The organism is Pseudodesulfovibrio cashew, assembly GCF_009762795.1.
Lineage (GTDB): Bacteria > Desulfobacterota > Desulfovibrionia > Desulfovibrionales > Desulfovibrionaceae > Pseudodesulfovibrio > Pseudodesulfovibrio cashew.
In genome coordinates this window covers 1,208,394-1,230,082 of the sequence record NZ_CP046400.1, presented here as the reverse complement: position 1 = coordinate 1,230,082, position 21,689 = coordinate 1,208,394, and the positions used below count along the sequence as shown (strand labels likewise).

Here is a 21,689-nt window from a genome sequence, read left to right as displayed (position 1 = left end):
ATCAAACCCCGGCAACAGAAGGAGCTATGCGGCTAGACCTGCGGCCCGACCATTCTCGCCGGGACCACGATGCGGTCGAACTCCTCTTCGGTGACGTACCCAAGCTCCAGGGCCGCCTCCTTGAGGGTGGAGCCGGTGCGATGGGCGTGCAGGGCGATCTCGGCGGCCTTCTCATAGCCGATGGCAGGACTCAGGGCGGTGACGAGCATAAGGGACCGCCCAAGCAGATTTGCGATCCGCTCCCGGTCGGGCTTGAGACCGTCCAGCAGGTTGGCCTTGAAGGCGACCATGGCCCCGGACAGGTTGCGGATGGACTGCATGACGTTGAAGATCATGAGCGGCTTGTAGACGTTCATCTCCAATATGCCGCCCGCGCCGCCCAGAGTGGCGGCCAGGTCGTTGCCCATGGCCTGGAGCGCGACCATGGTCAGGGCCTCGCACTGGGTGGGGTTGACCTTGCCCGGCATGATCGAGGAGCCCGGCTCGTTGGCGGGCAGGACCAGCTCGGCCAGCCCTGCGCGAGGGCCGCAGGCCAGCAGGCGGATGTCGCAGGCGATCTTGTAAAGGGAGGCGGCCAGCCCCTTGAGACAGCCCGAGAGATGCACCAGGGCGTCGTGCCCTCCCTGGGCCGCGAACCGGTTGGCGACCGGCCGGAAGTCCAGGCCAGACAGGTCCGCGATGCGGGCCACGGCGTCCTCGGCAAAACCGGGGTGGGTATTGATGCCTGTGCCCACGGCGGTACCGCCCAGGGGCAGGGCCAGCACGCCTTCGAAGGCGGTTTCCAGACGGACCAGATGGTCCTCAAGCATGGCCGCATAGCCGGAAAACTCCTGCCCCAGCGTCAGCGGCGTGGCGTCCTGAAGGTGGGTACGCCCTATCTTGACGATGTCGTCCCAGGCTTCGGCATGGTCGGACAGGGACCCGGCCATGGCGCGCACCGCCGGGATGAGCGCGCGGGATATCGCAAGGGCCGCAGCCATATGCATGGCCGTGGGAAAATTGTCGTTGGTGGACTGGGAACGGTTCACGTGATCATTGGGGTGAACCGGCTCCTTGGAGCCCAGCGGCCTGCCCGCAAGCTGGGAGCAGCGATTGGCCACGACCTCGTTGACGTTCATGTTGAACTGGGTGCCGGACCCGGAAATCCAGACCGGCAAGGGAAACATGGCGTCATGGTCGCCCGAGAGGATTTCACCGCAGGCGGTGACAATGAGATCCCGCGCCTCGGTATTCAGCCGCCCTGCCCCGTGATTGGCCAGGGCGCACCCCATCTTGAGCAGCGCATAGGCTTCGATCATCTCCGGCGGCATAGGGTCGACGCCGATGGGAAAGAGCTGTAGCGCCCGCTGGGTCTGCGCTCCCCAAAGCTTGTCCGCCGGCACCTCCACCGGCCCCAGGGAATCCGTTTCCGTCCTGAATTCGCTCACAGGTCCCACTCCATAGTATGGTTTTCCAGTCTAGAACTGTGGGCCAACGTGTCGGCAATGTCAAATGGACGGGACAGCAATAAATGCGAATCGATCTACTTGGCGTTGAGGATTTCACCCCGGTCCAGGTTGTCCCGCGCCATGATCAGCCGGGAGACGCGCTGGAAGCGGTCGTTGACCTTGCGGAAGAGGCGCAGATTGGCTTGAAAGGGCTCACCCATGAGCCGGATGCGCCGATCGAACTCCACACAGGCGCGCTCATACAACTCGATGTCCGCCTGGTTGTGTTCCCGTATCAACTCCACTTCCTCGGTCGTGGCAGCATAACGCGCCCGCCCCTTGCGCACGTTCTGCCGCTCGTAGAAGCACCGCTCCAGACCGAGAATGCGGCTGAGTTGCAGCAGGGACTCGTCGAACCGCTCCAGGATGCCGAAAAAGCAGAAGCGGTTCCTGAGGTGATGCCAGGCCACCTCCAGTCCCTTTTCGATGGACGGATGCCCCACTCCGGAGAGAGAGTTCACCATGGCGTTGCGTCCGCGCCAACGCAACTCCGGGCTCTCGCCCGCCACATACTCACTCAGCGACACGTTGTTTTCGTTAAGGAACCGGTAGACATGGCTCTTGGGCCAACTCTTCAGGAAATGATATTCGGAGATCACCCTTTCCACCGGATCGCGGAGGAAGGTGAAGACCTCGAAGGGGATGGGGCCGTCCAGGATATCCGCAAAATCCGTGACGAACACATGGCCTCGCACCAACCGGTAGCGGGCCAGTTCCTCGTAAGTGGTCTCCCGCAGCCGAATTCGCTGCTCGTCGGTATAGAGGTCGAAAATATCGGAGGAGGCGAAGTTGTCGTTGAGCACCGCGTTGAGCGTGGTCCCGGCTGTCTTGGGAATATGAAGGAAAAACAGATGGTTCATCCCAGCCTCCTAGCGGACGAATCCGGAGAGCGGGTCTCGGCCCACGGCCAGGGGAGCAACTCCCTTGGGCGGCGCGGCCACATGCAGCGCGTCCATATCCGCAAACAGCCTGAGGCCATTGGCCAGCAGGGCCAACTGGTGGCCGGGCCTATCCGCGTGCAGCGGGAGCATGGACAGGAAGAGCAGCACGCACACGGCCTGGGAGGATGCGCCCTCCAGGGTATAGCCGCCAAAGGTCCGCTCCTTGAACAGAGCCTCCACCCGGTCCAGCCGCTCGCTGCCGGGCAGGGTCAGACTCAGGGCGTGCCCGCCGTGATCACGGCAGGCGAACCGGTCCGCCTTGATGAAATCGTACCGCCCCACCACCGAGTGGTGCAGCTTGGCCACATCGTAGCGCAGATCGCCGTGCACGCAGAAGCGCCCGTCGGCGGTCAGTCCGCGCGGGTCGAGCGCCTTGATGATCCCGTGGCGGAAGTCGTAGAGGATATTGGCGAAATGAAAGTCCCCGTGCATGACGCCCAGGTCCTTGTCCGTGACTGGAGGGATGGCCGAGGCCGCCAGTTCGGCCATGCGCGAGAGGCCGGGTACCGGCCTGCCGTTGATCCGCCATTCGCGGTCCAGGTCCACGCCGTTCTCCCGGGAGAAGCGCTCCAGCCGCTCCAGGGTCTTGTCCAGATACAGGCCGTCCGTGGCCGCGGCGTCCCCTGCTCCTGGTTTGGCCGCCCTGGCCTGGGTCAAAAACTCGTCGCAGGAGGCGAAAATGTTCTCCCACAGGAACGGGGGCAGGTCGCCGAAAACGAAGAGTTCGCTCAACGATGAAAGATACAGGTATTCCAACTGGTAGAACGCACCTTCCCCCTTGGCGCTTTCCAGCATGGCGGGCAGGTAGAGACGCAGGGCGGGCGGCACCGCGCCGAACCACCCGGCCTCGGCCTCGATCTTGGCCGGGTTGCGCCCGCTCTTGGTCACGGTGCGCGAGGTGATCATCAGGCTGTTGAAGGCCCGCTCGGTGGTGAGCATGGCCTTGGACCGGTAATAGGTCTGCAAGTGCCCGAAGTCGAACCACTTCCCGGTTTCCAGGGGGTGGAGTCGGTGGCTGGCGGCGTAGCGATTCAGGGCGTCGATGAAGTTGCCCCGGCTGCCGGACAGGGCGCGCAGCAGGGCATAGGGCGAGGAAAAGGAAAAATAGCCGCTCAGGACCTCGCGGTTGAAGCCGCCGTTGGGCAGTCCCTCGATGAACCGGATGCCTCCGGCGTCCTCCCGGAACTCGGCCCAGGAGTAGTAGGCGTCGGTCATCCCTTTGGAAAAGACATCATCCTCACCAAAAGGGATGTCCAGAATCAGGGTGTCGCCGTGCAGGATACGGAACGGGCCGTCCAGAGGCAGCAGTTGGGAGAGACAGTATTGCAGTGATTCGGCCAGGGAAACGGTGGGCTGCACCCGGAGCACGCGCACCCCGAGGCGATCCAGAAAGGCCTGGTCGTGCTCGGGCAGCGCGTAGTCCTCGGGCAGGGAGAGGACGATCTCCTCGCCGGATTCCTTGAGCAGTTCGATCTGCACGGCAAAGAGCCGCCGGTTGCCCACGGGCAGGAATGCGGTGGGCAGACGTCCCAGTTCGGCGGCTATTTCATGGCCCACGTAGGCCCCGGACGTGATCAGGATCATGCGTCTGCTCCTTTGCTCAGGGGGCGGCGACAAAAGGCCTCGTATTCCTCGGGCGTGCCGCTGAACTGCACGGCGTCCCGGTCAACAACGCGGTAACGGATGTCCCGCTTGCGGGCGATCAGCTCGTTGTAAAGCGGGGCCACATAAAGCTCTCCGCCCTGGAACCGGTCCCCGGACAAGGCGGCCTGCACGGCGACGGCCTCGCGGAAGTCCCCGGCCCTGGCGAAATGATACAGCCCGTTTGAGCAGAGGTCGGAGATGCGTACCTTCTCGGTGGTCCGCCTGACCCGCCCGTCGTTGCGCTGGCTGGGGTCCACAAAGGACCAGTGCGCCCCTTCGCCGCGAAAAACCTCAAGATAGCCGTCGCAACGATCCGCCCACTCGGGATGAACAAAACCTGGCCGTACGCTGTCGATATTGAAAATGGTTAACGGGACGTCGTCGTCCACCCCGGCCAGGTCGATGCCCATGAGCACCGTCTCGGCCTGGCCCCGGGTGAGATCCTCCAGGGCCACGACGCGCGTGTCGGCCACGCCCATATCCCGGCACTCCTCTTCCACGAACGCCCTCGTTCCGACCACGTCCCGCAGGACGAAGAGAAACGGCGTATCCCCGAAATAACGGGAGAAACTCTCCACGGCATGGCGGAACAGCGACTTGCCGTGCGCCTCAAGCATGTACTTGGGGAGCACGTAGCCCGCCTTGGCGAAGCGGGAGGAAAGTCCGGCCATGGGGATGACGATCACGAGCCCTCCTGCGCGGTCTTCTCCGCGTCCAGGAGCGCGTCGAGCTCGGCACGGCTTTTTGTAAGAAATTCCGACGGCCTGATGGCCCGGTCATCAATGTAGAACCCCTCGGTTCCGCACCACGGCTTGCCCACGTGGATCTCGTCGTAGGGGATGTCGTGGCGTTCCAGCCAGTCCAGGATGATGGGCAGGGTCTTGGCTGTTATCCGTCCCACGCTGCACTGGTGCGTGCGCATGTTCCGGCTGGTAAAGAGAATGATTTCAAATCCATCGGCATGATAGCGCCGCAGCCGCTCGATGACATCGGCGCGGGGCGTGGCCTCTGGATAGGGAGCGCCGTCCTGCATGGTCAGGGTGCCGTCTATATCGAAAACCAATCGTTTCATTATGTTGCTCGCAACCGTCTTGAAAAACACCAATGAGTGTGGTCAAATTGACGCCACGCCTGAAGAAAGCAAATACCGTGCCCCTGAACGAGGAGAATCCGCGTGCGCGAAAACTGGGTTGTCATCTGCGGCGCCGCCCGCAACCGGGAGCGGCTGGAGGAGACCGTGCTCCACCACCACCGGTTGCGCAAGGCCGGAACCATCAACGGCGTCGTCCTCTCGACATGGTATGGAGAAATAGATCAACATCAGGGGCTTAGAGACCTTCTGGAAACGCTGGGCATCGGCACGGTGGAGACCGCCGACCCGGGCATGGACCGCTCGGGCAACCTGGCCAGGCAGACCAAGCAGCTCCGACTCGGCCTGGAACTCTGCCCCGAGGACGCCTTCGTGCTCAAGACGCGCACGGACAAGAATCTCACCACGGACCTGGACACGGCAATATTTTCCACGGACCTGACACCGGACGCCGAGTCCTATCCGGGCTTCCCGCCCCTGTTCGAGCACCGCATCGCGGTGAACGAGGCTCACATCCTCTCTCCATTCTTCATCACGGATTTTGAATTCTACGGCCACCGGCGCGACCTGACGCGGCTGCTGGACCTGAACGCCAACCTCTGGTTCCGGCACAACGGATGGCGGGAGCACTGGATTCCGGAAATTCGTCTCTTCGGTCTGCCCTTCTGCGCGGACTTCCCGGTGTTCCGGGCCTATTTCCGCCGAGCCGTGGACCCGGTCCGGATCAACCTGCCCGACGTCCCGGTCTACCGTCACGAAAGCCTGTCGCCCGAGGCCTCGGCCGTGTCGGCCAAGATCGTCAGACTTGTAACGTCGGACAAGTTCGCGTCCTCGATGCTCATGACCTGGTGGGCCATTCTGGACCGCTACTTTCGCATCGGACTGACGCAGAGCGCGGGCTCGGAAACCGCGTGCGCAGCGGACAGAGAGCGGCTGGCGGGTGTGCCTCTGGAGGAACTTCTCGCCCCGGCAACCTCGCCCGGCCACGGACTGCCCAACAACACGCGCGGACCGGACAACTACTTCATCAGGGCACGCAACCACGCCTTTCTGGACGCCTTCCGCCAGGGCGAGTTGGCCGACACCGCCGACTACAGGCGGCTGCGGGCCGTGTACGAAACGGTTTCGGACAACGCCTTCCACGCCGAGTTCCGGGACAGCCTCGGCGAGCCCCACCCCGGGGCCGCGCGCTTCTTCCAGAAGCTCACCGGCATCATAGGAGAACAGCCCTACTACGCCATCATCCGCAAGCCCGGCCAGCAATACGAGGGAATCTGATCCGCCCTACCCGCGCGGACCGCACAGATAGTCGGCGATGCGCCGGGACGACTCACCGTCCCGGTCCAAAAACGCCTTGGCGCACAGGGTGCGGCGCGCTTCGCCGAACCCGTCGTCACCGTAGGCGGCGGTCTTGAGCGCGGCGTGGAACGCGTCCTGATCCCGGCACTTGGGGCCGGGCGTCATTTCGTCATACGGAAACTGGAACTCACGGTTGTACGTGACGTATTCTTCATAGTCCGGGCAGTAGAAGACCACAGGCCGGTCCAGTAGCAGGTAATCCATGTAGATGGAGGAATAGTCCGTGACCATGACGTCCACCAAAGGCATGAACGGGTACGCGTCGCGGGTGTTTTCATAGAAGGAGAGACATGGCAGGGAAGAGGCGGCCTGGACGTTGGAGAGCCGGTGAGCCTTGATGACCATGTGCAGCCCTTCGCGGTCCAGGAAGTCGTGCAGCCGCTTGAAGTCCAGCCCGCCCAAAGGCGTGCCGGTCTGGTCCCGGAAGGTGGGCGCATAGAGAATGATCTTGCGCTCCCGGCGGCAGGCCCCCACCCGGGAAAAGGCGTCCATGTCGCAGTTGAGCATGGTCTCCCTGGTCGGCTTCTGCAGCAGCGCGTCGTTGCGCGGATAGCCCAGAACGGGAAAATTCCCGGCCCTGAACGAGGGCTCGAAGACCTCATCGGCATAGAACGGCGAGGTGGTGATCACATCGTCGTAGCCGGAGTAGAGGTACTCGAGATCCAGCTTGTTGTATTTCTCCGCGATCTCGGTGTCCTTCTCCAGCAGGCCGATCTTCTTGAAACCCACGCCGTGCCAGAGCTGGACGATACGCGCGCCCTCGGTCAGCGGACGGTAGATGCCGAACTTGTAGTCAAAGGAGTCCACGACCACGGTTCCGGCCTCCACCAGGGTCTCGGCGGCCTGCAGGTCCGGGAACAGGACCACGGGCAGCTTGTGGTGACGCAGCTCCCGCCAGGTCTCGCGGTTGCAGGTGAAGTAACAGGAGCGCACGTCCGGCCGGTGCAGGGCGAAGTACAGAAAAAGATGCTTGGTGTTGCCCGTAAACGAGCCGTTGGACTCGCCCATGAACACGTACAGGTTCGGGTCCTTGGGCGTGACCTCGGCCATGGCCTCGAATTTGGCGACGAGCTCCTCGGTGACGCTCATGGTGTTCTCCTCTTCGGCCTTTGCTGATTTATTTTGACCGCAATCATTTAATCGTGCGGGCTAAAATCAGGAGTTGATGCCGCCTTTTGGCGGCTATTTTCGGGTGATTTCGCCTCCGGCGGGCAAGGGGTTGAGCCCCTTGCATCCCCGTTTTGCGCCTATGGCGCGAGACTATGCTTTTTTATGACCATAGGATTCAGCTCTATGTATTTTAAGAGCCGTCCGTTTCGCGGCGGACGTCCACGACCATGCCGGAGAAATCGGCCAGCAGGGTATCGATGGTGGCCTTGGCCACGGCCTCTGCCGAGAGCAGGGTGTGCTCCGGCTCCACGCCGAAATTCTCCCGCCGCATGGGTGTGTTGGTCCGCTCCGGGTTGATCGCGTTGATGCGCACCCCGTCCGCGTGTAGCTCCTCGGCCAGCCCCTGGGTCAGGTTGACCACGGCGGCCTTGGTCGAGGAATAGACCGTGTACAGGGCGCGGCCACGGGTGTAGGAGCTGGAGGTGAACAACGCCACACCTCCCTGGGATTCCTTGAGATAATCCAGCCCAGCTTTGACCACGTTGATGGCCCCGGTGTAGTTGATGCCGATCTCCAGGTTGACGTCCTCGATGTCACGCGAGAGCAGCGTGCCCGAGCGCAGGATGGCTGCGGTGTTGACCACGGCGTCGATGCGTCCGGTCTCTGCATACACCTGCTCCATGACCTCCCGAACCGAGGCGTAGTCTCGGACGTCCACACCGCTTGAGCGGGAAAAGCCGCGCATGACGCCGCCCTGCTCCGCGCCAAGACGCATGATCTCCGCGCCGATGCCCCGGCTGGCGCCGAACACCGCCACCACCTTGCCCTCCAGGGTTCTCCCGGTGCGCAAAGGCTCGATGTCCACGGTCTTCAACTGGAAAATCTTGTCCGCCAGGTAGAGGTCCTCGGGATAGGTGATCTTGATGTTCCGCTCCTCGCCCTCCACCACGTGTACTTCGCCCAGGCCGTAGCGCAGGATCAGGCCGCAGTCGTCGGTGACTTCCACGCCCTCGTCCGCCATGGCCCGTTCGTGGGCCTCGCGCAGAACCGAAGCGCGGAACCCCTGTGGCGTTTGACCACGGCGCAGCCTGGCCCGGTTGGGGATGGCCGCGATGGCGTCCGCCTCGTCAACCTCGATGATGGTGTCCACCGCAGGCACGGCCACATCCACCGAGGCGTGGGTCTCCAGGGCCCGGTAGCAGTCGGAGATGATCCGGTGGCTGAGGAAGGGCCTGACCGCGTCGTGCAGCAGGACCAGGGCGTCGTCCTCTTCCACGGCGAAAATGCCCGAGGCCGAACTCTCCCGGCGGGACGCGCCGCCGTTGAGCACCTTGGTCACCTTGGCGTAATGGTTGCGCAGGAGGATCTCCTCCAGGAACGAGCGGTAGTCCCGGTCCGTGACGATGAAGATCTCATCAACCTCGGGGTGGCCGTCCACCATGTCCAGGGTGTGCTCGATGATGGTCCGCCCCGCCAGCTTCAGAAACTGCTTGGGGGTGGGGAAGTTCATCCGGTTCCCGGACCCCGCAGCAAGCAGGATGCAGTAACGCTTGGGTCTGCTCATACCGTTTCCCTCTTGATTTCCGGCCCGGCTACGCGGCGCAGGTCATACACATTGCCGCCGGGCGCGTAATCCATAATGTATTCAAATTCCTTCATGATGCCGGGGGAGGCAAAAACCGCCTGCTGTCCGGCCAGCCAGCCCAGCACGTCGTTCACGGCCAGGGTCTCGGCCTCGGGGAACGGCGGGCACGGCGGCGTGGAGATGGTGAACAGCTCCCAGCGGCCACCACCGACAATGCGTCCGAGCATCATTTTGAGCGGCTCGACCTCATGGGGCAGGCAGAGCAGCGGCACGGCACGGCCACGCCCGGCCTGGGTCACGGCCTGGATCAGCAACCGAGCATCGTTCAGGGCCTCGCGCCACTTGGACGCCACCCTTGCGGCCACGCCCACCCGGTCCACATCCCCCTTGAGCATGGGATTGCGCATGCGACCCACGGCCTTGGTCAGGGTGTGGTTTTCCAGCACCTCACGGGGGACCCCGCCGCCAACATAGGCGGTCTCGGCCCCGCGCACCTCCTCCAGCAGGCGGAGCAGGTGCATGCGCGTACGGGTGATGTCCACGTCCTCGCGCACGGCCAGGACGCGGTCCACGGCGGCCAGGAACACGGCGCGGTCCACCTGCGGCAGCCCGAGAATCGTCTCGGGCGGTCCATGGGGGAACCAGCGGCGCGACAGCAGCGTGGCGTCCGTGGTCGAATAGAAGCGCGTGCCCGTGTTTTGGCCGATGGCCTCGGCGAACTGGTCCACCTCCTGGGCCGTGGCAATGAAATAGTCCCATCCCTGGGCAAGGGAGCCGTCCCGGCGTTGAAAAAGATAGGTGTTGCGGTGTGAAAAGACCGGCAACGGCCCGCTCGTCCGCCCCTCGTACGGATGACCGGCCAGGGCCAGCGGCGCGGAGAGGTCGGCCCCGGCGATGAAGCAGTGCGGGGCGTGCAGAGCCTCGGCGAGCCCCAGGCAGGCGGTGATGGTGGAGACGTAGGACTCCCGCAGCCGGGCCGGGTTGGGCAGCAGCTCCAGGTTGAAGCTGTCCATCATGACCACGCCCCGGAACTTGCGGGCATAGGGATAGAACGGACAGATGGAGAGCGGGACCAGCAGGGTCTCCGGCATGTCAGGCAGATTCTCGTAGAAGTTGCGCTGCACCTGATAGGTGTCGAGCTGGATAACCACGTCCGGGATCACGCCTGCATGGAGGCAGTCGTTCACGGTCCGACCCACGCAGGCCACCAGACAGTGGTCGCGCATGGCCTCCAGGCGGGGCAGCACCTCGTGCATGGACGGACCGGGCAGGACCACCAGCAGCGGCAGGCCGATCTTCTCACGGGCCAGCTTGTCCGTGAGCGGGGAGCTCAGCAGCCAGGGATAGTTCCTGAGCTGGTTGATCTCCCGGATGACGTCGGGCAGCGACTCCTCGCGCACGCCCGCCACGTCGGCGGTGGATAGGGAGCGCTGTGGGAAATAGACATACTTGTAGTGCAGATGGATGAGGAGCCTCTGGATGTCGAAAACCGCACAGGCGTCCTCCGGCTCCAGGGACTCGGGCACCACGAAAAAGATGCCGTCCACCAGCAGCTCGGGCCTGAGACGGTCGGCAAATCCCCTGATTCCGTCCCCGGCAGGATTTTCCACCCGCCAGACCCGGTCCTCGGGAATGGCCGCGTCAATCCGGACACGACCAAAGGCGACCACCAGCTGTCCATGCCAATGATCTTCAGGTATTTCGCCGACAAATGTCGGATTGAGTCGATAGCGGACCACGCTGCTCCCACGGTCAAAAAGTTAACGCTCGCCGCAGGAATTGCAAATTTGGTGCTAAAATCATTCAGTGAACGAAACAAAAATGCATTCCGTCAGTGAGAGAACGCAACCAAAGGTCCGATCAAACCGACGGCGCTCCCCGCTTCGGCAACAAAATGCCGGAACGGGGAGCGCCGAAATGGAGCGTGCAGGTCGGCGGAAGACTACCTGGCCGGTTGGGGCTCGGGTACCGCTTCCGGCTCCTCGGCGGGGCCGAACAGCTTCGGGGTGAAGCGCACGTACCAGGCCGCGGACTGAACCTGGATGATGTAGGCCATGGCGATGACCAGGGCCGCGTCCGAGCCCTCTGCGCCAAAGGCGTTGATGGCGATGGCCAGGGCGATGGATAGATTGCGCATGACCGAGCCGTAGACCAGGGCGATGGCGTCGCCGCGCGGCAGCAGCGCCTTGCCCACCACGGTGGAGAGAATGAAGTTCAGGGCATAGATCAGGGCCAGGGGCGCGAGGATGGACAGGAGCATCTCGGGAGCGGCGGCGATGGTCCGCGCCTTCAGGGCCATGGCCACGAAGACGATGCCGAGCACGCCAACGGTGGAGAGCGGTGGGAAGTTGGGGCCGATCTCCCGCTGGAACCGGGGCTGGCCGTACTTTTTCACCAGGTAGCGCTGGGTGGCGTAGCCCAGGACCATGGGCAGGAAAACGATGAACACGATCTGCTTGAAGACCGCGAGCAGGCTCATTTCGATAGCCGTGCCCATGAGCGCCTGCACGTAGAACGGCGTGGCCAGGGACCCGGCCACCAGGCCGATGACGGTCATCTTCACGGCAGCGGACATGTTGCCCTTGGCAAAGCCGGTCCAGGAGATGGTCATGCCCGAGGTGGGCACCAGCCCGGCCAGGAGCAGCCCCAGCGCCATGTAGGGGTTGTCATGAAAGAAGATCCTGCCCGCCGCAAAGGCGAGAAAGGGGACCACCCCGAAATTGATGCACTGGGTCAGGACCTGGGCCTTGATGTCGCCGCCCTCGAAGACCTTGCGGACCTTGAGGGTGACCATCATCGGGTAGACCATGAGAAAGGTGAAGGGCACGATCAGGGCCTTGAGCTGGGACGCATCCATGAGCATGCCGCAGGCAAAGCCCGCGAGCATCATGACCGGGATGGCCAGAATGAGATGAGCGGACAATTTCTTCAACAAGGTCAACATATTCTAATTCCTCCTTCGTATCAGTCCTGACCGGCGTCGCCCATTTCAGTGGCCCGGCACTCAGGGTCGGAGCAGCACGGGGCTTCGCCGTCGCGGTAGACCATGGTCCCGTTCTGGACCGGTTCCACGATGAACCGCTCGGAACAGCGGTCGCAATCGACATAGAACGGGCTGTAGTCCTGCGGGGCGGGCAGGGACCGGACAGCGGCGCAATACGGACAGTTGACGGTAATAACGGACATGGGAGCCTCCTTGGTTTGTGGCTCCAATTTAGGCCTGGCGGCCTGATCGCGCATTGATCACGATCAAGGGAGGATGTTTTTTCGCAATATGCTCCGGCGGAGAGCCGAATTACTTCTTTCTGATTCGTAACAAGGTGCCAGCTCGAATTGCCGGACTTACGGCAATAGCCGCCCACGGCAAGTCACCTCCCGCCCCGGCAACAACCGATCATCGAGCTCGGGGCTTAGAGCCGCTTGCACACGGCTGAAGCCCAGCCCGAAGCGCGCCTGCCCGCAGGCTTTCGCTTTTCGGGCAGCAGAAGCCGTGTTAGCGGCTCTTGACCACGAGATCGCGCTGCAGCACCAACAGAGCGACTTTTGCTTACTTTTGGGCGCTCTGGTCCAAAAGTAAGTCGGCCCGGAAGGGCCGAAACCCTTCCTACATCCATCGCCGCTACAGGCGGCCTCCGTTTCTCTTTCTCTTTTTTGATCACCAGCTAGGCATGCTGCCTCACTCCGGCAGAGAGCCGGGTTTGGGGCTATGCCCCAAAAGCCCTCCATGCCCTGCCGGGCGGGCCTACTTTCTTTGGCGGCGCCCAAAGGAAGTAGCAAAGAAAGGTCGCTGTGTATGTTCTCCCCGCCCCGGTGCTCTCGGGCGAGAATCTCATCCAACCCGGTCGGCTCCGGACTTCGTTGAGTGGGACGATCTGCCCCCCTTAGCATTCGGAGGCCGTCCCGCTCCGTGCGGGTCCAGGGACAAGAGCCGCCGCCCGGTTTGGTGAGCTTCTAGGCCCGTGAGCAAGGGGCTGACTGCGGACCTCCGAAGGGGAAGTCAACATGCCGAATTGCTTGTTTTTATTCGCCGACAGGTGCTAACTCGATTTGTCGAGCAAAGACAGTTGCCACACACTGCAAGCTACCAGTCACCCCGGGCAGCGACCGGTCATCGAGCTCGGGGCTTAGAGCCGCTTGCACACGGCTGAAGTGCAGCCCGAAGCGCGCCTGCCCGGCAGGCTTTCGCTTTTCGGGCAGCGGAAGCCGTGTTAGCGGCTCTTGGCCACGAGATCGCGCTGCAGTACCAACAGAGCGACTTTTGCTTACTTTTGGGCGCTCTGGTCCAAAAGTAAGTCGGCCCGGAGGGACGAAATCCTCAAAGCAATCATCGCCGCCTGAAAGGCGGCTTCCTTTTCCTCTTCCTCTTATATCACCGTTGACTGGACGCCGACGACTCCGCAACAGCCTCGGACCGGGAAAAAACCCGCCGGAACCAAAGCAGGAAATCGTCCAGGATCATATACAGTGACGGCACCAGGATCAGGGTGATCAGCGTGGCGAACAGGATACCGAATCCCAGGGACAAAGCCATGGGGATCAGGAACCGCGCCTGCCGCGAGGTCTCCAGAATCATGGGCGCCAGGCCGCTGAAGGTGGTCAGGGTGGTCAGCAGGATGGGCCGGAACCGCGCCGTACCCGCCTCCAGGACCGCGTCATGGGCGCAGTGCCCGAGCTTGCGGCGGCTGTTGGCGAACTCGATGAAGACCAGGGAGTCGTTTACCACCACACCGGACAGGGCCACGATGCCGAGCAGACTCATCAGGGAGATGGAGTAGCCCATCAGGATGTGCCCGAACACGGCCCCCACCGCGCCGAAGGGGATGCAGACCATGATGATCAGCGGCTGAACATAGCTCTGGAACGGAATGGCCAGCAGAGCGTAGATGCAGAGCATGGCCAGAAGCAGTCCTGTCATCAGGCTGGTCACGCTTTCACTCATGTCCGCCTGCTTGCCCTGCATGGTGCAGCTCAGGCCCGGATACTGGGCCTTGAGGCCGGGCAGGACGTCCTTCATGACCGCATTCATGACCTGGGAGGCCTGGTCGCGCGGGGTGACGTCGGCGGTGACCGAGAGGACCCGTCGTCCGTCGCGCCGTTTGATGACCGTGTAGGCACGGCCCTGCTTGATGTCCACCACCTCCCTCAGCGGGACTTCCGTGCCCGAGGGGGTCATGACCATCAGCTCCTCCAGATCGTATTCCGAGACGCGCTCGTTTTCGGGGCGGCGCACCACCACTTTGATCTCGTTGCGGCCGCGCTGCTGGCGCAGGACCTCGGTGCCGTAGTAGGCGGCGCGGACCTGGCGTGCCACGTCCTCGGCGGTGAGCCCGAGGCTCGTCCCGGCCGGGGTGATGGTGAAGTCGAGCTGGCGCTTACCGGGCGAGAAACCATCGTCCACGTCCTTGACGCGCGGGTACTGCTCCAGGGCGTCGGCCAGTGCGGACGCCGCGCTCTCCAGGGTGGTCACGTCGGAATGGCTCAGTTCGAACTCCAGGGCCTCGCCCGCGCCGGGGCCGCCCTTGTCGGCCGCAAAACTGATGGTCTCCAGACCGGGGATGGTCCCGGCCTCCTTGCGCCACCGGGCCACGAACTCGTCCGTTGAGATGGGACGCTGGTCCGCCGGGGTGAGATATACCCGTATCTTGACCACGTGGGTGCCGGAGACGTCACGCCCCTCGCCGCCGATCTTGGCGTTGATGCCCTCGACCAACCTATCGCCGCCGTTGGCGTCGCGGACCCGCTCGGCGGCCGCTTCCAGCCGCGTGAGAACGGTTTTGGAGCGTTCCACGGCGGACCCGTACGGCAACTCGGCCTCCACATAGGCATAGTCCGACTCGACCTTGGGCATGAGCGTGAAGCCGAGACGACCCGACATGACGAAAGCGCCGGTCAGAGCCAGCAGCCCGATGCCCAGAGCCACCACCGCGTAGCGCCACTGCATGCTCCAATCCAGGAAGGGGCGGTAGCCGTTGCGAATGAAGTGCAGCAACTTGTTCGCCACCCGCTCCTGATAGCGCGTGATCCAGAGCATGATCCGGCTGCGGTGCCCTTCCTTCAGGTGGGCCAGGTGGGCGGGCAGGACGAACAGGGACTCGACCAGGGAGATGGAGAAAACGGAGATGACAACCACTGGGATGGACCAGAATATCTTGCCCATGACACCGGGTACGAACATGAGCGGCAGGAAGGCCACGATGTTGGTCAGCACGCTGAAGACCACGGGCATGGCGATGCTCTGCGCGCCCTTGATGGCGGCCTGGAGCGGAGGCATGCCCTGCTGGCGCATGGTGAACACGTTCTCGCCGACCACGATGGCGTCGTCCACGACGATACCCAGAGAGATCAGGAAGGCGAACATGGTGATCATGTTGATGGACACGCCCACGGCGGTGAGAATCAGGAAGCTGCCCAAAAAGGAAATGGGGATGCCCATGGCCACCCAGAAGGCGAGCCGGGGCTCCAGGAACAGGGCCAGGAAGACAAAGACCAGGACCAACCCCATGTAGCCGTTGGTCAGCAACAGGTCCATGCGCTGGGAGAAAACCTCGGACATGTCGTTGAGCACCTCGACGTGCACGCTGTCCGGCAGACGCTGCTCAAAGGTCTCCAACTGCCTGTGCACGGCGTCGGACACGGTGATGGGCGTCTGGGTGCCTACACGGTAGACCTGAAGGCGCACGGCGGGCATGCCGTCATAGGTGGTAACGATGTCGTCGTCCTCGAACCCGTCGATGACCGTGGCGATGTCCTCCAGCAGCACCTGGGTGCCGTCGCTACCAGTAACGATGGGCGTGCGGGCGAAGTCCTGGCCGTAGTCGCGACGTTCCTTCATGCGCACGAGAATTTCCCCGGAGTCGGCCTTGATACCGCCGCCGGGCAGGTCAACCGAGGCCTCGCCCAGCCGGTCCGCCACTTCCTGGAGAGTCAGCCCGTGGGCTCGCAGCTTGGCTTGGGGAACTTCGATGGAAATCTGGAGGTCGCTGACCTCGGCCAGCTCCACCTGGGTGATGCCCGTGTCGGCGAGCAGTTCCTCGCGCAACTGCTCGGCCACCTCGCGCAGGGTAACCTGGGGCTGGTCGCCGTAGACCATGACCGAGAGCACCTCGCGAGTGTGGGACACCTCGGAGATGACCGGGTCCTCGGCTTCCTCGGGGAAGGAGGAGATCCTGTCCACCTCGGTCTTGATGTCCTGGGCGAGCTTCTGCAGGTTGGCCCCCTCCAGGGCCTCCACCTGCACGCTGCCGCTGCCTTCTGCGGAAGAGGAAGTGACCTCCTTCACGCCATCAAGGCCCTGGACGGCCTGCTCTACGGCCAGAATCACGCCCTGCTCCACCTCCTCGGGGCTGGCCCCGGGGTAGGAGACGGAGATGGAGACCGTGTCCAGAGAGAACTCGGGAAAGACCTCCTGCTTGATCTGGAAGCCGAAGATCAACCCGCCGACCAGCAAGACGATCATGACCAGGTTGGCGGCGACCGAGTTGCCTGCCATCCAGGCGATGGGACCCTTGGGGGCCTTGTTTTCCGGGCTAGCCATTGCCGCCCTCCTCCGCCTTCACGCCAATGGCGTCAGGCGTGCCGGATTCGGCCTCCGCCTCGGTCGCGCCGCGCAGGGCCATACCCTGGATGGGCGCGGAAAGGTTGGAGGTAACCACCCTCTCGCCCTGGGCCAACCCCTGGTCGAAGACCACGGCTTCATTGTCGCGCCAGACCGGGTTCAAGGTGCGGATGTCCAGGGTCCCCTTGTCCGACAGGACCCAGACCGTATTGTTCTCACGGAAGGCGGTGCGCGGGATGGCGTACACGCCGTCCAGGGTACCGCCGTCGATCTGCACGGACACGTAACTGCCAAGCAGAAGCGGCTTGACGTCGGCGTTCCCGGCCAGATTCAGGGGGTCCTTGACCGAAATCAGCAGGCGGGCCATGCGGCCTTCGCTTTCAAGGGAGGGCAGCAGGCGAATCACCCTGCCCTCGCGCTCGGAGCGGTTCGCTCCGCTACCGGTCAGGATGCGGGCCAACGCCCCTTCGGACGCGCCGACCGGGATATTGATCCAGCCAAGCCGGTCCGTGGGGACCGAGACCTCGATCCAGAATTCATCCGTGCCCACCAGGGTGGCCAGGGCCTCCTGCTCGGAGACAGTGGCCCCGATGTCGGTGCTCTTGGCCTCGACCATGGCCGCGAACGGAGCCGTGATCCGGGTCCGTTCCAGGTCAAGCTTAGCCTGCCTGAGCTTGGCCCTGGCAGCCTTGAGCGCGGCCTTGGCTTTTTCCAAGTGCGGTTTTCTCAGGGCCAGTTCTTCGTCCGCCTTGGTTCCCTTGGCCGTGCCCTTGAGCAGGTCCCACTCCCTTGCGGAGACATTCTGGTAGCCCTGCTCGACCTTGAGGTCGTACTCGGCGCTGGCCACCTCGGACTGCACCTCGCTCAGGGCAAGGGCGTAGTCCTCGGGGTCGAGAGTCAGGATTTCCTCGCCGGTCTTGAAGAAGCCGCCGGGTACGAACATGGCGCTGACGGTCTTGACCTCGCCGGACACCCGGGCCTCAAGGGATATCTCGCGGGCCGCCACAACGGTACCCATGGCCGGGACCCACACGCGGCGGCTGGCCGGGGACACGTTCGCCGTCTCCACCGTGGGACGAATGGCGACGGGCGCCTTTTTCCGCGCCTTGGGCGCGGTGGCGACCATGGCGTAGGCGGCAACGGCGGCCAGAAGGATGATCGCAGCCGGGACGATCGTCTTCAGGCTGAACAGGGACCAGGTCTTGCTGTCGGTCTTGTGCATAAATTTATCCTTGGTTCCCGGTGGAAGTTTCCCGGGGTTTCGTTTCGATCGCCGGAGGCTGGAGCCCGTCGGTCCAGTCGCCGCCCAGAGCGCGGTGCAGGGCCACGCGGTACAGAAGCAGGTTGGTTTGCTCGTCAGCCATGGTCAGTTCCAGGTCCTGAACGGAGAGCAATGCGCTGAGCACGGGCAGGTAGTCGTCCAGCCCCTGCGTATAACGGGAAACGGCTTCGCTCAGGGAGGTCCTTGCGGCATCGTGCTGTGTGCCCAGGGCGGTGATGTATTTCTTCTGCCACTTCTCCTGGACCAGGGCGTCCTCCACTTCCTTGAAGGCCGTGTAGACGGTGTTCCTGTAGTCGGCAATGCGCTCGTCCACCACGCCCCGGGCTTTCTCCACCTCGGCCTTGCGGTAGCCGCCGTCGAAGATGGGGCCCACGATGGAAGCGGCCAGGCCCAGGGCCCAGTTGTTGAAAAGGGTGGCCAGCTGGGTGCCGGAATACTCCGCCGTGCCCGCCAGGTTCAGGGAGGGCAGCCGGTCGGCCCTGGCCGCTGCCACGGACCAGTCGGCCGAAGAGAGCCGGAGTCCGGCGGCCCGGACATCAGGCCTGTGGGCCAGAAGATCGGCAGGCAGGCCCAGTCCCGGCAGGGACGAAAGCTCGGGCAGGTCGGCGTCGGACACGGTCACGCTCCCGGCGGGCTTGCCCATGAGCAGGGCCAGCTCGTGCAGGAGCGTCTGTTCGTTGGACTCCACCGGCGGCAGCTTGGCCTGGACTCCGGCCAGGTTCTGGCGCTGCTGGTAGACGTCCAGAGCCGTGGAGATGGAGTTGCGGAAGCGCAGCTCGATGAGCTCCAGATAGGTCTGGTTGGCCTTGATCTGCTCGGCCAGGATGCGCTTCTTACGGCGCTCGGCCTGGATCTCCAGCCAGCGGGAAACCACCTCCGAAGCCACGGTCATGGCCGTGGTCCGGACGTCCTCGCGGGTGGCCATGAACTCGTAGTCGTCCGAGGCCGAGGCGGCCCGGATGCGGCCCCAGAGGTCCACTTCATACCCTGCACTCAGGCCGACGGCGTGCTCCTCGGCGGTGGTGTTCCGCTTGGGCCCGCCGTTGTCGTGGGTGCTGGTGTGCGAGTAGTCGCCGGTGGCGTCCAGGGTCGGATACTTGTCCGCGGCGGACTGGGTGGCGGTGGCCCCTGCCTGGCGCAGGCGGGCCCAGGCCACAAGAATGTCGGTGTTGGCGGCCAGCGCCTCCTCGACCAGGCCGTTCAGCTCCTCGTTGCCGAAGGCTTCCCACCACCTGCCCGTGTCGGGCTCCTGTTCCGAATACAGGGAAAAGGCTTGCGGAAGCGGTGCCACAGGTTCCTGGCGCGGCGAAGGCTTGAACGGCGAGCAGGCAGAGACCAGCAACAGCAGGCAGAGCAGCGGCGAGGCGGCCTTGAAATGACTATGCGTAATATTGAATTTCACGTGCAATCTCCCAGAGTGATGATTCACTACTACGGGAGAAAGATGGTAGGAGTGTGTAGTTGATGATAAAAAGTGTTAAAGGATGTAAAAAACCAGCCCGCCGCCTTTCCCTTTTGCAGGAAGTGGGGGTACGGGAGATTCATGGAAATGCAAGGACCTGTCCTGATTATCGACGACGATGCCAAGCTGCGCGAACTGCTCCTGGAATATCTGGAGGAGTACGGCTACACAGTCCACACCCTGCCTTCGGGCATGGAGGCGGCCCGGACCGTGCGCGAGATATCGCCCGCCGTGGTGGTCCTGGACGTAATGATGCCGGGCAAGGACGGGCTGGAGGTCCTGCGCGAGCTGCGCGGGGAATTCGCCGTGCCCGTGATCATGCTCACGGCCAAGGGCGAGGACACGGACCGTATCGTGGGCCTGGAGCTCGGGGCCGACGACTACATGGCCAAGCCGTTCAACCCCCGCGAACTGCTGGCACGGATCAAGGCCGTGCTCCGGCGCTTCGAGGCGGGCGGCTCGACCGAAGGCAATGGCGGGGTCAAGACCATCCAGGCCGGCGGCCTGACGCTCAACCTCTCTCGGCAGACCCTGCGCGCTGGCGCAGACGAGTTGGAGATGGCGGCCACGGAGTTCCGGCTGCTCAAGGTGCTGATGACCCATGCGGGCCGGGCCCTGACCCGCGACGCACTCATGGACAAGGTCTGGGACCGGGACTTCTCGGCCTATGACCGCAGCATCGACGTACACATCTCCAAGCTGCGCTCCCTGCTCAAGCCGTACCCGGAGCACGCCAAACGCATCAAGACCGTCTGGGGCACGGGCTACATGTTCGTGGACGAGCCATGAAAATAAGCCAACTCTACTTCAAGATTCTGGCGGCCTTCGTGGTCGTCCAGGTCCTGGCCGTGCTGGCCATCGTCCTGCTGGTCCGCATCGGCAAGATTCAGCCGCCGCCCACCCGGCACGCCGAAGAACGCACCGACGAGCTTCGGGAGATTCTCCGGGAGGAGTTGGCCGGAAGACGGCAACTCGGCCCGGCCCTGGAACGGCGGCTGGACGACGTCCTCGGCATCTATGTGCGAGCCTTCGAGGGATACGCCTGGGTGACAGACGACCACGGCCGAACCGTGGCCAAATCCTTTCCCGGCAATCCGCCGCTCAGCGGAACCGAAGAGATCAAGTTTTCCAGGGATACCCCTGCGGGGGGCAAACTCTACCTGCTTGAGCGGGGCCCCAACGCCGAGGAAAAGAACATGTACGGCGTGACCCTGGTCCCGTTCCACGGCGCCGTCCTGACCGTCCACGTGCTCCACCAGTGGGGGAAACACCGCGAGGAGGTCTGGTTCTTCAAGGGGCTGTTGCTCATGGGCACGCTTTCGGCGCTGATGCTCATCCCCATTTCCCGACGCATTTCACGGCCCATCAACCAGCTCACGGACTCCGCCGAACACCTCGCCAGGGGCGATTTCTCCCCCCGCGTGGACACCAACCGCCAGGACGAGGTGGGCAGGCTGGCCCGGACCTTCAACCACATGGCGGAGAATCTGGAAAAGATGATCCGGGGCGGACGCGAGCTGACAGCTAACCTCTCCCATGAGCTGCGCAGCCCCCTGGCCCGCATCCGCATCTCCCAGCAGATCATCCGCGACCGGCTGGATTCGGGACGAACGGACGGCGTGGCAAAACACGTGGCCAAGATGGAGGCCGAGATCGACCATATGGACGGGCTCATCGACAAGATCCTCCGCCTCTCCAAGTTTGATCTCCAGGACCCCGGCCCGCGCGAGGACGCCATCGACCTGAACGATTTCATCGAAGAAGCCGTGCAACGCCAGCAGCCGCTCATGGAGCGCAAGGCCATGACCGTCAGGCGCGTGGCATCCTCCCTGCCCGCATATCGCTGTCGCGCCGAGGATATCCGCATGGTCCTGGACAATGTGCTCGCCAACGCCGTCAAGTACGGCCCGGAAAACGGAGAAATCACGGTGGAGAGCCTGGCCGGGGAAGAAGCCCTGACCGTGGCGGTCTCCAACCCCTATCCCCCGCTCACGGCCCAGGAACTGGAGGCGCTCTTCACCCCGTTCAAGCGGTTGGGCTACGATGACGTGGAAGGCAACGGACTTGGGCTCGCCTTTGCCCGGCGTATCGTGGAGGACCACGGTGGCACCATGTCCGCCTCCTCGACGAACGGCACATTCCGTATGACCCTGCTGCTGCCCCTGGACTGATCC

Annotated in this window: 16 protein-coding genes; 3 read left to right on the top strand and 13 right to left on the bottom strand. The window is 63.7% G+C overall.

The features are described from left to right. Positions 1-32: 32 nt before the first annotated feature. The 5 genes from GM415_RS05405 to GM415_RS05385 form a co-directional block, all read right to left on the bottom strand. On the bottom strand, positions 33-1,427 hold the full coding sequence (locus tag GM415_RS05405) for a class II fumarate hydratase (RefSeq protein ID WP_158946803.1): 1,395 nt from the start codon (positions 1,425-1,427) through the stop codon (positions 33-35). 95 nt (positions 1,428-1,522) lie between these two features. Further along, complete coding sequence (locus GM415_RS05400) at positions 1,523-2,347, bottom strand: sulfotransferase family 2 domain-containing protein (protein ID WP_158946802.1); 825 nt, start codon at positions 2,345-2,347, stop codon at positions 1,523-1,525. Between the two features lie 9 nt (positions 2,348-2,356). Then, positions 2,357-4,012, bottom strand: a complete 1,656-nt coding sequence (locus tag GM415_RS05395; protein ID WP_158946801.1) for a protein kinase family protein — start codon at positions 4,010-4,012, stop codon at positions 2,357-2,359. After that, positions 4,009-4,758, bottom strand: coding sequence for a glycosyltransferase family 2 protein (locus tag GM415_RS05390; protein ID WP_158946800.1), 750 nt, complete (start codon positions 4,756-4,758; stop codon positions 4,009-4,011). The genes GM415_RS05395 and GM415_RS05390 overlap by 4 nt, the downstream gene beginning before the upstream one ends. Further along, positions 4,755-5,144 (bottom strand): LNS2 domain-containing protein, encoded by a 390-nt coding sequence (locus GM415_RS05385; protein ID WP_158946799.1) that lies wholly within the window; start codon positions 5,142-5,144, stop codon positions 4,755-4,757. Before GM415_RS05385 ends, GM415_RS05390 begins: the two co-directional genes overlap by 4 nt. Before the next feature lie 102 nt (positions 5,145-5,246). Between GM415_RS05385 and GM415_RS05380 the strand changes: the two genes are divergently transcribed. Further along, complete coding sequence (locus GM415_RS05380) at positions 5,247-6,440, top strand: hypothetical protein (RefSeq protein ID WP_158946798.1); 1,194 nt, start codon at positions 5,247-5,249, stop codon at positions 6,438-6,440. A 6-nt stretch (positions 6,441-6,446) separates the two neighbouring features. Here the strand turns inward: GM415_RS05380 and GM415_RS05375 are convergent, their stop codons facing one another. From GM415_RS05375 to GM415_RS05340, 8 genes are all read right to left on the bottom strand, one after another. Beyond that, on the bottom strand, positions 6,447-7,610 hold the full coding sequence (locus tag GM415_RS05375) for a CDP-glycerol glycerophosphotransferase family protein (RefSeq protein ID WP_158946797.1): 1,164 nt from the start codon (positions 7,608-7,610) through the stop codon (positions 6,447-6,449). Between the two features lie 211 nt (positions 7,611-7,821). Then, the gene (gene ispD, locus GM415_RS05370; RefSeq protein ID WP_158946796.1) at positions 7,822-9,195 is read right to left on the bottom strand and encodes a 2-C-methyl-D-erythritol 4-phosphate cytidylyltransferase; all 1,374 of its coding nucleotides are present in this window, start codon (positions 9,193-9,195) and stop codon (positions 7,822-7,824) included. Then, the gene (locus GM415_RS05365; protein WP_158946795.1) at positions 9,192-10,955 is read right to left on the bottom strand and encodes a 6-hydroxymethylpterin diphosphokinase MptE-like protein; all 1,764 of its coding nucleotides are present in this window, start codon (positions 10,953-10,955) and stop codon (positions 9,192-9,194) included. The genes ispD and GM415_RS05365 overlap by 4 nt, the downstream gene beginning before the upstream one ends. Before the next feature lie 203 nt (positions 10,956-11,158). Then, a complete protein-coding gene (locus tag GM415_RS05360) occupies positions 11,159-12,160 on the bottom strand; it encodes an arsenic resistance protein (protein WP_158946794.1) in 1,002 nt (333 codons plus the stop codon). A 20-nt stretch (positions 12,161-12,180) separates the two neighbouring features. After that, a complete protein-coding gene (locus GM415_RS05355) occupies positions 12,181-12,402 on the bottom strand; it encodes a hypothetical protein (RefSeq protein ID WP_158946793.1) in 222 nt (73 codons plus the stop codon). A 1,183-nt stretch (positions 12,403-13,585) separates the two neighbouring features. Then, positions 13,586-16,750, bottom strand: coding sequence for an efflux RND transporter permease subunit (locus tag GM415_RS05350; protein WP_158946792.1), 3,165 nt, complete (start codon positions 16,748-16,750; stop codon positions 13,586-13,588). Next, positions 16,743-17,993 carry an efflux RND transporter periplasmic adaptor subunit gene (locus GM415_RS05345; protein ID WP_158946791.1) on the bottom strand — a complete coding sequence of 417 codons (1,251 nt, stop codon included), beginning with the start codon at positions 17,991-17,993 and terminating at the stop codon, positions 16,743-16,745. The genes GM415_RS05350 and GM415_RS05345 overlap by 8 nt, the downstream gene beginning before the upstream one ends. A gap of 4 nt (positions 17,994-17,997) precedes the next feature. Next, complete coding sequence (locus tag GM415_RS05340) at positions 17,998-19,455, bottom strand: efflux transporter outer membrane subunit (RefSeq protein ID WP_158946790.1); 1,458 nt, start codon at positions 19,453-19,455, stop codon at positions 17,998-18,000. 141 nt (positions 19,456-19,596) lie between these two features. Between GM415_RS05340 and GM415_RS05335 the strand changes: the two genes are divergently transcribed. Next, entirely contained in the window at positions 19,597-20,304 is a 708-nt protein-coding gene (locus GM415_RS05335) for a response regulator (RefSeq protein WP_158946789.1), read from the top strand. After that, a complete protein-coding gene (locus GM415_RS05330) occupies positions 20,301-21,686 on the top strand; it encodes a HAMP domain-containing sensor histidine kinase (protein WP_158946788.1) in 1,386 nt (461 codons plus the stop codon). Before GM415_RS05335 ends, GM415_RS05330 begins: the two co-directional genes overlap by 4 nt. The last annotated feature ends 3 nt before the right edge of the window (positions 21,687-21,689 follow it).

Excerpts from the sequence above, each read along its gene's own strand:
- GM415_RS05400 (WP_158946802.1), bottom strand. The coding sequence starts at position 2,347 with ATGAACCATCTGTTTTTCCTTCATATTCCCAAGACAGCCGGGACCACG.
- GM415_RS05395 (WP_158946801.1), bottom strand. The coding sequence starts at position 4,012 with ATGATCCTGATCACGTCCGGGGCCTACGTGGGCCATGAAATAGCCGCC.
- GM415_RS05385 (WP_158946799.1), bottom strand. The coding sequence starts at position 5,144 with ATGAAACGATTGGTTTTCGATATAGACGGCACCCTGACCATGCAGGAC.
- GM415_RS05375 (WP_158946797.1), bottom strand. The coding sequence starts at position 7,610 with ATGAGCGTCACCGAGGAGCTCGTCGCCAAATTCGAGGCCATGGCCGAG.
- ispD (WP_158946796.1), bottom strand. The coding sequence starts at position 9,195 with ATGAGCAGACCCAAGCGTTACTGCATCCTGCTTGCTGCGGGGTCCGGG.
- GM415_RS05360 (WP_158946794.1), bottom strand. The coding sequence starts at position 12,160 with ATGTTGACCTTGTTGAAGAAATTGTCCGCTCATCTCATTCTGGCCATC.
- GM415_RS05355 (WP_158946793.1), bottom strand. The coding sequence starts at position 12,402 with ATGTCCGTTATTACCGTCAACTGTCCGTATTGCGCCGCTGTCCGGTCC.
- GM415_RS05350 (WP_158946792.1), bottom strand. The coding sequence starts at position 16,750 with ATGGCTAGCCCGGAAAACAAGGCCCCCAAGGGTCCCATCGCCTGGATG.
- GM415_RS05345 (WP_158946791.1), bottom strand. The coding sequence starts at position 17,993 with ATGCACAAGACCGACAGCAAGACCTGGTCCCTGTTCAGCCTGAAGACG.
- GM415_RS05335 (WP_158946789.1), top strand. The coding sequence starts at position 19,597 with ATGGAAATGCAAGGACCTGTCCTGATTATCGACGACGATGCCAAGCTG.
- GM415_RS05330 (WP_158946788.1), top strand. The coding sequence starts at position 20,301 with ATGAAAATAAGCCAACTCTACTTCAAGATTCTGGCGGCCTTCGTGGTC.